We start from the raw sequence: 11,859 nt of genomic DNA, 5'->3' as shown, positions 1-11,859 counted from the left end.
TGAAAGGTCGCCGAACCGACTGCACTCTCGGCGGCTGCGTCACCAGGCCGCCTGAGCGGTCGTGCCGCTCTGACGAGCAGGCTAACCGGTCGGTAACAAGAACGCCAGGGGTATAGGAACCTCAGATGCGCCCACGCCGTCCGGACCCGCGTGCCCGGGCGTGCGTGACGGGCCGCCGACCCGGCGATACATCGGTACAGCGGTACAGCGACATGACGACACGGCCACACGGAGTGCGGCCTCCGGCGACCCCGGGGCCGCACGGGCCGCGAGCCGCCGAGACGGCGCGAGACGAGGAGCGAGGCGACGCGATGACGAGCAGAGGCGGCGGAGCGACGGCGCACCGGGACGAGACCGAGTTCGCGTCCCTCGTACGGCGGGCCCGCGCGGAGGCCGGCCGCCAGGCCGCGACCGCCGCCTGCGAGGAGCTCATCGACCTCGCGCGGGACGGCCGTACGGACGCCCGGGACGCGCTGGCCGCCGTGCTGGTGGAGAACGAGCGGCCGTTATGGGCGCGGGAGATCGCCTCCTTCGCCCTCGGCTGCGCGGGCGACCGGCGGGCGTTCGAGACCCTCGTCTTCCTGCTCAACTACCGCGACCCGGTGCGCGGCGCCACGGCCGCGCACGCACTGGTCCGGCTCGGCGACCCGCGCACCGCCCGGGCCGCCGCCGCGCTGGCCACCAACGAGCTGCGCACCGCCTACGCGGTCCACCCGGTACGGCTGCTCGCGGCGCTGCGGGCGCCGGAGTCCGTACCCACGCTGGTGGCGGTGCTCGCGCGGCTTCTGGAGCGGCCGGACCCGCACTGGCCGGTCGCACTGGCCTGTGTGGAGGGGCTGGGCCGGATCGGCGACGCCCGGGCGCGCCCCGTGCTGGCCGAGGCCGCGGCACACCACCGGCTGCGGGCCGCGGCGCAGGCCGCGCTGGCCCGTACCGGGGGATAGCGGCGCGGTGCCGGCGGCCGGGCGCCGGGCGCCGGGTGGCCCGGCGCCCGGCGGGCGGTGGTCAGCCGAAGGGCAGCTCCAGCACCGACTGGTCGCCGGTGCCCAGGGTGCTCGGCCCGTTGCCGATGGCGTTCCAGACCTCCACCCGGATGCGGCCGCCGTTCATGTCGCCGTGGCTGCCGCTGGAGGACTTCAGCCCCCGGCTCTCGGTGTAGTGCTCGTAGCCGGGCACCGGGTCGGTCGCGAAGTAGTGGTAGGTCTCCGTACGGTCCCAGCTCCCGTCGCCCGTACGGTCGTAGGAGATCCGCACCTGCTGGCCGTTGGCGACCGTGGTGCCCGCGTCCACGAACAGGTCGAAGCCGGTGGAGCCGCCGGTGTAGGAGCCGTCCACGCCGGAGACGGTGAAGGTCTGCGGCTGGTGGGGGGAGCCGTCGTGGTTGGCGCCGCCCGCGGAGGCCAGTGTCACGCTGCCGGAGGAGCCGCCGGCGGAGCCGAGGGTGCCGTCCGAGCCGAGGTAGAGGGTGCTCGGGTCGGCGGGCGGGTCGGTCGGGTCACCGGGGTCGCCGCCGTCGCCGCCCTTGGTCCACACCGCCACGTAGTCGACCAGCATGGAGTGCCCGGGCACGGTGGCCGCGGTCGGGGTGGCGTGGCCCGCGACGCCGTCCGGGAAGGCGCCGCCCATGGCGACGTTCAGCAGGATGAAGTAGCCCGCGTGGCTGGTCATGTCGGACCAGGTGCCCGCGTCCATCTGGCTCTCGCTCACGCTGTGGTACTGCTGCCCGTCCACGTACCAGCGGAACTCCTCGGTCGGCGAGGAGCGGTCCCACTCGAAGGTGTAGGTGTGGAAGGCCGCCTGGCAGGCCGGGCCCGGGCAGGTGCGGCTGGCGCCGAGGCCCTGGGTCTCGTTGCACGGCCCTCCGGGGTTGACGCCGCAGTGCAGCACGCCCCACACGGTGTTCAGCCCGTTGACGTTCTCCATCACGTCGAACTCGCCGATGCCGGGCCAGTTCCAGTAGTTGCCGCGGTACGGGGAGCCCAGCGCCCAGAAGGCGGGCCAGTAGCCGAGCGCCGCGTCACCGGTGACGTCCGGCATCCGGATGCGGCCCTCGATCCGCATCGTGCCGCCCTCCGGGGCCTTGAAGTCGCCCCGGTGGGTCTCGATCCGGGACGAGGTCCACTCGCCGGAGGCGGACTTCCGCGGGGTGATCCGCAGGTTGCCGTTGCCGTCGAGGCCCAGGTTCTCCGGGGAGTCCGTGTAGCGCTGGATCTCGCCCGTGCCCCAGTTGGCGGGACCGCCGGGGTAGCCGTGGCCGAGGTCGATCTGCCAGTTCTCGGATGAGGGAAGGGAGCCGGCCGCCCCCTCGAAGTCGTCGCTCCAGGCCAGGTCCCAGCCCGGGGCGGACGGCACGTCGCCGCGCGCGGGCTGGGCGGCGAGTACGGCCGCCAGCAGGGCGACGACCAGCGCGGAGACGCCGAGCGTGGCCCGTGGCGCCCGGCGTCTCAAGGCGGGTGCGGGCGATGTCGCGGGGGGTATGGAGCCGGTCGTGCTCATGCGGAGAGCACCTCCTGCAGTGTGGAGTGGGGTGGTGGGGCGGTCTCCGTGCGGAGGCCGCCCCTCGGGGGGTGAGAGCGCTCTCACAGTCTTATAGGTGGACACACGGAGCCGGTCAACGGGTCGGACACGTCAACTTCTTGAAGGCGGGTGAGTGACCGGCGGGACAGGAGGGGCTCCCCGTTCCGCGGGCGCTGACGCGGCAGCCCCCGCCGTGCGGGACGGTGCGGACGGCGTGCGGCGCCGGGACGCGCCCGGTACCGGCCACTCTCCCGGGGCGCCCCGGCGCGGCGGGGGCGCTCGGCGTGGTGCGGCCGGTACGGCACTCCCGCCGGTGCACCGAAGGAGCGGAGTGCGCCCTTGTCGCCGCGTCCGGGCGGGGCGAATACTGCTGACAGGCTGTCAGGTGCGCGCCCATCCCTGACGGGGCATCAGCGCTCTCCATCGGGCCGGACCACCACGGCTCCGAACCCCCCACGGAGGAAACGTGACACGCACCCGTTCCGCCCACCCCTGCGCACCGGCGTTCCGCGCGTTCCCACGCGCCCGGCTGCTCGCCGCTGCCGCCGCCGTACTCGCCGCACTGGCCGCGGCTCTGACCCCGTCCCCAGCCGGGGCCGGCACCCCACCGGCGTACAGTGCGGCCCAACTCGCCCGCGCCGGGGACGCGGTACACGAGGCCGACATCGCCGGCACCGCCTGGCGGACCGACCCGGAGACGGGCACCCTCGTCGTCCGCACCGACCCACGGGTCGGCGAGCAGGAGATCGACGCCATCGAGCGGGCCGCGGGGCCCGCCGCCGGGGCACTCCGGTTCGAGCGGGTCCAGGGCACCTTCCGGCGCTACATCGCCGGCGGCGACGCCGTCTGGGGATTCGGCACCGGGCGCTGCTCCCTCGGCTTCAACGTGCGCGACCGCGCGGGTGCGTACCACTTCCTGACGGCCGGACACTGCACGGAGGGCCACCCGGTCTGGTTCTCGGCCGGCGGCACCTACCTCGGCCCCACGACCGGCTCCCGCTTCCCGGGTGACGACTACGGCATCGTGCGGCACCAGAACGCGCTGCCGAAGCCGGGAACGGCCGGCGGCACCGACATCACCCACGCCGCCGAGGCCCGCCTCGGCCAGCAGGTGCTCCGTACCGGCAGCACCACCGGCACCCACAGCGGCCGCGTCACGGGACTCGACGCGACCGTCAACTACGGCAACGGCGACATCGTGCACGGGCTCATCCAGACCGACGTCTGCGCCGAGCCCGGCGACAGCGGCGGCCCGCTGTACGCGGGCGGTGCCGCGCTCGGGCTGACCTCCGGCGGGGAGGGCGACTGCACCTCCGGCGGCACGACCTACTTCCAGCCCGTCACCGAGGCGCTCCGCGCCTACCGCGTGCAGGTGTACTGAGTCCGCGCGGGCGGCCGGTCCGTCGGGTGCCGGGCACCGTGGACGCCGACGGGCCGGCGGGAGGCAAGGCCGCAGGAGCCCGGGCCCGCGGGCCCGGGCGGAGTCGCCGGCCTCCCGGCGGGCCCGGCACCGCGCCGGCTCAGAGGGCGCGCCGGTACCGCACCTCCGGCACCGGGGCGCCGCCCACCTCGAAGAGCTGCCGGGCTCCGTCCGGCGCGAACCCCGCCCGCTCGTAGAAGCGGCGGGCACGGGCGTTGCCTTCGACCACCCAGAGCCGCAGGCCGGGGCAGCCGAGGGCGCCGGCCTGCTCCAGGACCGCCGTGAGCAGGGCCCGACCGGTGCCGGTGCCGATCGCCTCCGGGTGCACGTAGAGGGCGTACACCTCCCCGTCGGCATCCTGCGGGTCCCCGCGGCCGGCGGCGGCCGGGCCCCCGCGGTCACCGTGTGTCTCCGGGCCGTGCTCCTTCCCCCGGTACGGTCCGTAGGAGGCCCAGCCGGTGACGGCCCCGCCGCCGTCCTCGCTGACGAGATGCCGCGCGCCGGGCAGACCGTTCCGCAGCATCGTGCGGCGCCGCTCGGTGTCCGCCGTCACGGACAGCGCGTCCAGGTACGCCTGCGGCATGATCCCGGCGTACGCGTACCGCCATCCCCCGACCCGCGCCGCGGCCACCCCGGCGGCGTCCGCCTCCGTCATCTCCCGTACACGCATGCCGTCATGCTCCCAGGCGTCCGCCGTCCCGCCGCTGATCCGGGCGGGCTCCCGCGAGTTCGGGCTGACGCGCCATGGATACCCGTTGTGAGGGAATCGTCACAGAGAGGGCATGGAAGGGGAGGTGTGCGGTCATGGCGACAGGCGACCGCAGGGCAGCGGCCGAGGAGGCAGCAGAGGGGGCGGAGGCCGAGGTGCCGTGCTGCGGTGCTCTGGTGGTGGACACCCGGACCGGTCGGGTCGGTGTGGTGATGGGCGCCGAGGGGCCGTACCTCCAGCTCCGGCCGCCGCGGGGAGGGAGGGAGTGGGACTGCCCACCAGGGAACGTGCGCCTCGCCTCCCCGTCGGAACGGCTCAGCGCCAAGGTCGCCGAGGCCAACGCGGCACGCCGCTGGGCGCCGTAGGGCTGGGTGGCTTCGCGGGGGCGGGCAGCGGGGGGCTGGGGGTGGTGGTTCGGTGCGGGCTGGGTCGTGGTTGCTGTTACTGCTTGGCGGGCTACGGGGGGAGGGGTGCCTTGCCGGGGCTCGTTCATGCTGCGGGCGCGGGTGGCGTGGTGGGCTGGGCACGGGTCGCGCGGCGTAAGCCCGGCCTCGCCAGGCCGCAGCCCAGGGCCCGCCCGGCCTACCGACTGGCGGCCGGGCGTACCCCCACTCCGGAACGGCCCGCAGCCGGACCCTGCAGTGCCACCGGCGTGGAACGAGCGGAGCGAGAAGACGAAAGCTCAGGCACAGCGCGGCAGCAGCCCGCCAGGGCACCCCCGTCACCGGCTACCGACCGCCCCGCCGCCCGGCCCCGTCACAGGCGGGTGAACCCCAGCCCACCACGCCACCCGCCACCAGCAACATGAACGAGCCCGCCACCCACCACCCCTCCCGCCGTAGCCCGCCAAGCAGTGACCGCGACCGACCCCGGTGGCGCATCCGGCAGTGCACCCGGGCCTCCCCGGCCGCTGCGCCGTACCCCGCTCCGACCCCGGGCCTCCCCGGTCGCTGCGCCGTACCCGCCTCCCGCACCTCTCGACACGCCGCAGAAAGCCGGACAGGAGGTGTCGGGTATCGGAGCGAGGATGCCCGCATGACGACGACAAGCTGGGCGGATTTCGAGCGGGCCGCGCCCGTCCTGGCGGCGGCCGTGCGCAGGCGTTTCGAGGGCTACACCCACCATGTCCTGGCCACCCTGCGGGCCGACGGGGCGCCGCGGCTGACCGGGCTGGAGGCCACCTTCCGGGACGGCGAGCTGTGGCTGGGCATGATGCCCAACTCGCGCAAGGCACGGGATCTGCGGCGGGACCCCCGGTTCGCGCTCCAGGCCAACCCCGGTTCCGGTGCGGAGATGGCCGAGGGGGACGCCCGGGTCTCCGGACGGGCGGTGGAGGTGCGCGATCCGTCGGTGCTGGCGCGGTTCAGTGCCGCCCAGCCCGAGGGGGAGGTCCCCGAGGTCTTCCACCTCTTCCGCGCCGATCTGACCGAGGTGGTCCGGGTCTACCTGGACGTACCGGACCTGTGCATCGACGTGTGGCACCCCGGACGCCCGGTCCGGACGATCCGCCGGGGGAACGACGACGCGCCACCACGGGAGGAGAACGGCGGGTGAGCCGAGGCCGGCCGGCCCCGGCGGGTGCCGGGAACGTCGGGCCGCCGGGGGTGCCGGGCCGCCCCGCCCCCGCGCCGGGGCGGCCCGGCCTGCGGGCCCGGCGCCGTGGTGCCCCGGCACCGGGCTCGGCGGTCCGGCGGCGGCGCGATGAGTTTCCGCGGCCGGGCGGGTCTACCTGTGTGACCCCCGCCGGACAGGAGCGCCGGGCACGGAGCGAGTGAGGAGCACCGTCATGCAGAAGATCACCCCCTGCCTCTGGTACGACAACCAGGCCGAGGAGGCCGCGCAGTTCTACACCTCCCTCTTCAAGGACGGGCGGATCGTCGAGGTGACCCACTACACCGAGGTGGGCCCGGGTGAACCGGGCTCGGTGATGACCGTGACGTTCGAGATCGCCGGCCAGCGGTTCCTGGCGCTGAACGGTGGCCCGGTGTTCTCCTTCACCGAGGCGATCTCGCTCCAGGTCGACTGCGAGGACCAGGCGGAGGTGGACGAGCTCTGGGCGAAGTTCACCGAGGGCGGCGAGGAGTCCCAGTGCGGCTGGCTCAAGGACAAGTACGGTCTGTCCTGGCAGATCATCCCGCGCCGGCTGTTCGAGCTGCTCAACGACCCCGACGCGGAGAAGGCGCAGCGCGCCATGAAGGCGATGCTGCAGATGCGCAAGATCGACGTGCCGCGCCTGGAGGAGGCGGTGCGCAGCTGACGCGGTCGTGGGGTACCCGGGGCCCGGTCACGGGGCGGGCTCCGGGCACCCCGCTCCTCAGAGCAGCGTGAGCTGGGTGGGCCGGGGTTCCGGGGGTGGTCCGTCGTCCTCCTCGGCGTGCCCGGGCGGGAGGCGGTGTGCCCCCGGGGCCGAGGGGCCGATGCCGTATTCGGCGGCCAGTTCGTGCACCTGCCGGGTGATGCGGCGCTGGTACCACTTCGGTGCGTAGGCCCCGTCCGCGTACAGCGCCTCGTAGTGCCGGACCAGCCGGGGGTGGTGGGTGCCGAGCCACTGCAGGAACCACTCCCGGGCTCCGGGCCGCAGATGCAGCGTGAGCGGGGTGACCGAGGTGGCGCCGGCCGCGGCGACGGCACGTACGGTCGTGCGGAGCTGGGCCGGGGTGTCGCCGAGGAAGGGGATCACCGGCGCCATCAGCACCCCGCAGGGGATGCCGTGTTCCGCCAGGGTACGGACGACGTCCAGCCGTCGTTCCGGTGCCGGTGCGCCGGGCTCCACGGTGCGCCACAGGTCCTCGTCGGTGAAGCCGACGGAGACGGAGACACCGACGTCGGCGACGGCGGCTGCCGAGCGCAGCAGCTCCAGGTCGCGCAGGATCAGCGTGCCCTTGGTGAGCAGGGAGAAGGGGTTGGCGTAGTCCCGGAGCGCGGTGAGGATGCCGGGCATCAGGCCGTAGCGACCCTCCGCCCTCTGGTAGCAGTCGACGTTGGTGCCCATCGCGATGTGCTCGCCGCGCCAGCGGCGTGCGCCCAGCTCGCGGCGGAGCAGTTCGGGGGCGTTGACCTTCACGACGATCTGGGAGTCGAAGCCGGTCCCGGTGTCCAGGTCGAGGTAGCTGTGCGTCTTGCGGGCGAAGCAGTAGACGCAGGCGTGCGTGCAGCCGCGGTAGGGGTTGACCGTCCATTCGAACGGCATGCGGGAGGCCCCCGGCACCCGGTTCACGATCGAGCGGGCCCGGACCTCGTGGAAGGTGACGCCGCGGAACTCGGGCGTGTCGAACGTCCGGGTCACGACATCGGTGCCGAAGAGGGCGGCCGGGCCGTCGCCGCTCAGATTCTCCCAGCGCATGCACCCTCCTGGCGGTCGGCGTCGTCGTACGGCCATAATAGAACACCTGTTCGTGCCTGGCCTGTCAACCGGATTTGGGCCCGCGGCCCGGGGGTGATTGGCTTGCTGCCCGAGTCCCAGCGAGCCAGGTGAGCACCACAGGAGGACGCATGGCGCAGGTCGAAGCCACCACGCGACGCGAGATCGCCGCGAAGCCGGAGGACGTGTTCGACGCCCTCGCCGACTACGGCGGCACCCGCGGCCGGCTGCTTCCGCAGCAGTTCAGCGAGTACGAGGTGCGCGAGGGCGGCGACGGCGAGGGCACTCTCGTGCACTGGAAGCTCCAGGCGACCAGCAAGCGGGTGCGGGACTGCCTGCTGGAGGTCACCGAGCCCGCCGACGAGGTGCTGGTGGAGAAGGACCGCAACTCCTCGATGGTCACCACCTGGCGCGTCGAGCCGGGCGCCGCCGAGGGCACCGCGCGGGTGACCGTCACCTCGGTGTGGAACGGCGCGGGCGGCATCGGCGGCTTCTTCGAGCGGACCTTCGCGCCCAAGGGTCTCGCACGGATCTACGACGCGGTCCTCGAACGGCTCGCCGCCGAGACGGAGAAGAAGGAGCAGTAGGCACAACGCCACGCCCGTCCGGGACCGCCTCACCGGATCGGGTGGTTCTCGCGCGGGCGGGGTGCGTGTCGGCGGACGGTGTCGTACGTCGCCGGTGCCGGCAAAGTCCCTGCTGAGGGCTCGATCGACCGGCCTGCCACGGGAGTTGTACCCCGTTGCGCCCGTGCTGTCCCGCCGCGCGGCGAACTTGATCGCCCTGTCGCCGAATGCGAGAAATACGCCGGAAACACGCCTGTTGGGGCGGCCGGGGTGACAGGGGCACGAGGTGAGGGCGATGAGCGGGGGCACGACGGCGACCGGGGCGGCACCACCCGCCATGGTCGAGGTGAGCGTGGAGGTCCCCGGTCACCGGCCCGGGGCGGGCGGCATGGAGGCGGGCGTCACTCCGGGGGCGCCCGCCGGGGCCGGAGAGGTGCCTGCGGGCGCCCCCGCGATCGCCGGAGCGCCCGTGCGCACCCCGGAGCCGGGCCGCGGCCCCGGGGGAGGGTGTGACGCCGCCGCGGGGGAGGCTGCCGCTGCCGCGCCGGACGGGCCGGGCGGGTGCCCGACACCGCACGCGCCGGATGGGCGCATGACACCGGACGCAGCGGTCACGTCCGCCGGGCCGGTCGCGTCCGCCGGGCCGGTCACGCCCGCTGCACCGGTCGCGTCCGCCGGGCCGGTGCCGGGCGACTCCCGCGGCGCGGGCACCGGCGAGCCCGGAGGGCCCGCCGCCCCGGAGGCGCCGGCCGCCGCGGCACCGTTGCCGCTGGGCCGGGCGCGGGTCCGGCTGGTCTTCCCCGTGCTGATGCTCGCCCTGCTCCTCGCCGCCCTCGAACAGACCATCGTCGCCACCGCCCTGCCTGAGATCGTCGGCGAACTCCACGGCCTGGACCGCATGTCCTGGGCCGTCACCGCGTATCTGCTCGCGGCCACCGTGGTGCTGCCGGTCTACGGCAAGCTCGGCGACCTGCTCGGCCGGAAGGGCGTCTTCCTCTTCTCCATCGCGGTGTTCGTCGCCGGTTCCGCACTGGCCGGGTGGTCCCGGACGATGGACGAGCTCATCGTCTTCCGCGCCCTCCAGGGCGTCGGCGCCGGCGGGCTGATGATCGGGGTGCAGGCCATCATCGCGGACATCGTGCCGCCCCGGGAACGCGGCCGGTATCTGGGGCTTGCCGGCGCCGCCTTCGGGGTCGCCTCCGTGGCCGGGCCGCTGCTGGGCGGCTGGCTCACCGACGCCTGGTCCTGGCGCTGGTGCTTCTATGTCAACGTCCCGTTCGGCCTGCTCACGCTGCTGGTCGTGGCGCTGGTGCTCCGGCTGCCCGCACCGCGCCGCCGGGCCCGGCTCGACCTGCCCGGCACCCTGCTGATCACCGCCTTCTCCACCTGCCTCGTCCTCCTCACCACCTGGGGCGGCACCGCGTACGCCTGGGACGACCCCGTCGTCCTCGGCCTCGGAGCTGGTGCGCTGGCCGCAGCCGTGCTGTTCCCGCTCGCCGAGCGGTGCGCCGCCGAACCGCTCATCCCGCTACGGCTCTTCCGCGACCCCGTCTTCCGCGTCACCAGCCTGGTCGGGGCCGTCGTCGGCGTGGCGCTCTTCGGCGCCGCCGGCTATCTGCCGAGCTTCCTGCAGATGGCGCACGGGGCCACCGCCACCGAGTCCGGGCTGCTGATGCTGCCGCTGATGGGCGGCATCGTCCTGGCCTCGGTCGTCTCCGGCCATCTGGTCAGCCGTACCGGCCGCTACAAGGTCTGGCCGGTGCTCGGCTGTGCCCTGGCCGCCACCGGCATGGGCCTGCTGTCCCGGCTGGACGCCGGCACCCCGCGGGAGTCCTACAGCCTCTGGATGGCGCTGCTCGGGCTCGGCATCGGGCTGGTGCTGCCGGTGCTCGTGCTGGCCGTGCAGAACTCCGTGCCCGCCGCCGACCTCGGCGTCGCCACCAGTGCCCACACCTACTTCCGGCAGATCGGCGGCAGCGTCGGCGCCGCCGTCTTCGGCACGCTCCTCGTGCACCGGCTCGGGGACGCCCTCGCCGGCCGGCTGCCCGAGCGGCCCGGCGTGGCCCTGCCCGAGGCCGACGCCCTCACCCCGGAGTCCGTGCACGCCCTGCCGGCGGCGCTGCGGGAGGGGTACGCGCTGGCGTACGCGGACGCCATGCCGTGGATCTTCCTGCTGCTCGCCCCGGTGCTGCTGCTCGGCCTGCTGCTCGCCTTCCTGCTCAAGGAGAAACCCCTGGTGTCCCAGAACACGTCCGTGCCCGAGGCCCGCACCGTCCTCAGCCCCGGAGCCGCCTGCGCCCCGCCGTCCGCGGGGGACACTGCGGCGGTGCCCGGCGTCCCGGTGTGCGGGGCCGTCCGGCACCACGACGGCAGCACCGTGCCACGCGCCGCGCTCACCCTCATCGACACCTCCGGCGGCCAGGTCGGCCGCGGCGCCTCCGGGGAGGACGGGCGGTACGCGCTGAGCACGCCAGGCCCCGGCGCGTACGTGCTGATCGCCGCAGCCGGCGGCCACCAGCCGCGGGCCGTCGGCGTGACCGTGGGGGAGCGCCCCGTCGAGCTGGACATCGTGCTCGGCGGGGCGGGCCGGCTCTCCGGCAGCGTGCTCACCGCGGACGGCACCCCGGTGCGCGAGGCGGCGGTCACCCTCACCGACGTGCGCGGCGAGGTCGTCGCCGCGACCCGCAGCGGCCGGGACGGCGGCTATGTGCTGGGGGACCTGGTGGCCGGGGAGTACACGCTGGCCGCCAGCGCCCCCGCCTACCGTCCGGCGGCGCTCCCGGTCAGCGTGCAGGCGTCCCGCGAGACCCGGCAGGACGTGGAGCTGGCCGGCGGCGCGGTGCTGCGCGGCACCGTACGGGCCGGTGGGGGCCGGGCGGTCGAGGACGCGCGGGTGACCCTGCTGGACGCCGCCGGCAACGTCGTGGACACCGCCACCACCGGCCCGGACGGCGTCTTCCGCTTCGTCGATCTGGCGTCGGGGGAGTACACGGTGATCGCGGCCGGCTATCCGCCGGTCGCCACCGTGCTGCACGTGGCGGGCGGCGGCCGTACCGAGCGCGACCTCCAGCTCGGCCACGAAGACTGACGCGGTGACAGCCGGCGGGTGGTGCCCGGCGGGGGCGCGCGCCTCACCCGGGGCGGCGCGTGCCTCGTCGGGGGCGGCGCGGGCGGCCCCTCCCGGGGAGGCCGGATGCGCCCCGCGTACCACCTCTTCCCGCGATCACCCGCGCGGCGGCTCCGCTCGGCCGTACGGTGGAATCTGCATCGCACGGGAAGGGAGAGC

10 protein-coding genes are annotated in these 11,859 nt (G+C 74.9%); 7 read left to right on the top strand and 3 right to left on the bottom strand.

Annotated features, from left to right (window positions below; all coding sequences use genetic code 11):
- The first annotated feature begins 311 nt into the window (after positions 1 to 311).
- Positions 312 to 944: a HEAT repeat domain-containing protein gene (locus HOY81_RS07305; protein ID WP_237319396.1), complete on the top strand. Its 633-nt coding sequence runs from the start codon at positions 312 to 314 to the stop codon at positions 942 to 944.
- A 61-nt stretch (positions 945 to 1,005) separates the two neighbouring features.
- On the opposite strand, the gene HOY81_RS07300 is transcribed toward HOY81_RS07305, so the two are convergent.
- Positions 1,006 to 2,496: a glycoside hydrolase family 16 protein gene (locus HOY81_RS07300; protein ID WP_237319395.1), complete on the bottom strand. Its 1,491-nt coding sequence runs from the start codon at positions 2,494 to 2,496 to the stop codon at positions 1,006 to 1,008.
- 487 nt (positions 2,497 to 2,983) lie between these two features.
- On the opposite strand from HOY81_RS07300, the gene HOY81_RS07295 reads away from it, so the two are divergent.
- Positions 2,984 to 3,898, top strand: a complete 915-nt coding sequence (locus HOY81_RS07295; RefSeq protein ID WP_237319394.1) for a S1 family peptidase — start codon at positions 2,984 to 2,986, stop codon at positions 3,896 to 3,898.
- Between the two features lie 139 nt (positions 3,899 to 4,037).
- Here HOY81_RS07295 and HOY81_RS07290 read toward each other — a convergent pair whose 3' ends face one another.
- Positions 4,038 to 4,607 (bottom strand): GNAT family N-acetyltransferase, encoded by a 570-nt coding sequence (locus HOY81_RS07290; RefSeq protein ID WP_237319393.1) that lies wholly within the window; start codon positions 4,605 to 4,607, stop codon positions 4,038 to 4,040.
- Positions 4,608 to 4,741: 134 nt separating this feature from the next.
- Here HOY81_RS07290 and HOY81_RS07285 point away from each other — a divergent pair, with 134 nt between their 5' ends.
- The 3 genes from HOY81_RS07285 to HOY81_RS07275 all read left to right on the top strand — a co-directional run bounded on the left by HOY81_RS07285 (position 4,742) and on the right by HOY81_RS07275 (position 6,903).
- Positions 4,742 to 5,011 carry a hypothetical protein gene (locus HOY81_RS07285; RefSeq protein WP_237319392.1) on the top strand — a complete coding sequence of 90 codons (270 nt, stop codon included), beginning with the start codon at positions 4,742 to 4,744 and terminating at the stop codon, positions 5,009 to 5,011.
- Positions 5,012 to 5,681: 670 nt separating this feature from the next.
- Positions 5,682 to 6,200, top strand: a complete 519-nt coding sequence (locus HOY81_RS07280) for a pyridoxamine 5'-phosphate oxidase family protein (RefSeq protein ID WP_237319391.1) — start codon at positions 5,682 to 5,684, stop codon at positions 6,198 to 6,200.
- A gap of 232 nt (positions 6,201 to 6,432) precedes the next feature.
- The gene (locus tag HOY81_RS07275; protein ID WP_237319390.1) at positions 6,433 to 6,903 is read left to right on the top strand and encodes a VOC family protein; all 471 of its coding nucleotides are present in this window, start codon (positions 6,433 to 6,435) and stop codon (positions 6,901 to 6,903) included.
- Between the two features lie 57 nt (positions 6,904 to 6,960).
- On the opposite strand, the gene HOY81_RS07270 is transcribed toward HOY81_RS07275, so the two are convergent.
- Positions 6,961 to 7,989, bottom strand: a complete 1,029-nt coding sequence (locus HOY81_RS07270; protein WP_237319389.1) for an Rv2578c family radical SAM protein — start codon at positions 7,987 to 7,989, stop codon at positions 6,961 to 6,963.
- Between the two features lie 149 nt (positions 7,990 to 8,138).
- Here HOY81_RS07270 and HOY81_RS07265 point away from each other — a divergent pair, with 149 nt between their 5' ends.
- Both HOY81_RS07265 and HOY81_RS07260 read left to right on the top strand, forming a co-directional pair.
- Positions 8,139 to 8,594: an SRPBCC family protein gene (locus HOY81_RS07265; protein WP_237319388.1), complete on the top strand. Its 456-nt coding sequence runs from the start codon at positions 8,139 to 8,141 to the stop codon at positions 8,592 to 8,594.
- Positions 8,595 to 9,165: 571 nt separating this feature from the next.
- Positions 9,166 to 11,661, top strand: a complete 2,496-nt coding sequence (locus HOY81_RS07260) for an MFS transporter (RefSeq protein ID WP_306423453.1) — start codon at positions 9,166 to 9,168, stop codon at positions 11,659 to 11,661.
- The last annotated feature ends 198 nt before the right edge of the window (positions 11,662 to 11,859 follow it).

The sequence above is a fragment of the Streptomyces sp. JJ36 genome (assembly GCF_021696945.1).
Lineage (GTDB): Bacteria > Actinomycetota > Actinomycetes > Streptomycetales > Streptomycetaceae > Streptomyces.
The sequence above is the reverse complement of the archived record's forward strand: the minus strand, read 5'-3'. Positions and strand labels throughout refer to the sequence as shown.

Bases quoted from the DNA above. Each gene is read 5' to 3' on its own strand.
- HOY81_RS07285 (WP_237319392.1), top strand. From the start codon at position 4,742: ATGGCGACAGGCGACCGCAGGGCAGCGGCCGAGGAGGCAGCAGAGGGG.
- HOY81_RS07260 (WP_306423453.1), top strand. From the start codon at position 9,166: ATGACACCGGACGCAGCGGTCACGTCCGCCGGGCCGGTCGCGTCCGCC.
- HOY81_RS07305 (WP_237319396.1), top strand. From the start codon at position 312: ATGACGAGCAGAGGCGGCGGAGCGACGGCGCACCGGGACGAGACCGAG.
- HOY81_RS07300 (WP_237319395.1), bottom strand. From the start codon at position 2,496: ATGAGCACGACCGGCTCCATACCCCCCGCGACATCGCCCGCACCCGCC.
- HOY81_RS07280 (WP_237319391.1), top strand. From the start codon at position 5,682: ATGACGACGACAAGCTGGGCGGATTTCGAGCGGGCCGCGCCCGTCCTG.
- HOY81_RS07265 (WP_237319388.1), top strand. From the start codon at position 8,139: ATGGCGCAGGTCGAAGCCACCACGCGACGCGAGATCGCCGCGAAGCCG.
- HOY81_RS07270 (WP_237319389.1), bottom strand. From the start codon at position 7,989: ATGCGCTGGGAGAATCTGAGCGGCGACGGCCCGGCCGCCCTCTTCGGC.
- HOY81_RS07275 (WP_237319390.1), top strand. From the start codon at position 6,433: ATGCAGAAGATCACCCCCTGCCTCTGGTACGACAACCAGGCCGAGGAG.
- HOY81_RS07290 (WP_237319393.1), bottom strand. From the start codon at position 4,607: ATGCGTGTACGGGAGATGACGGAGGCGGACGCCGCCGGGGTGGCCGCG.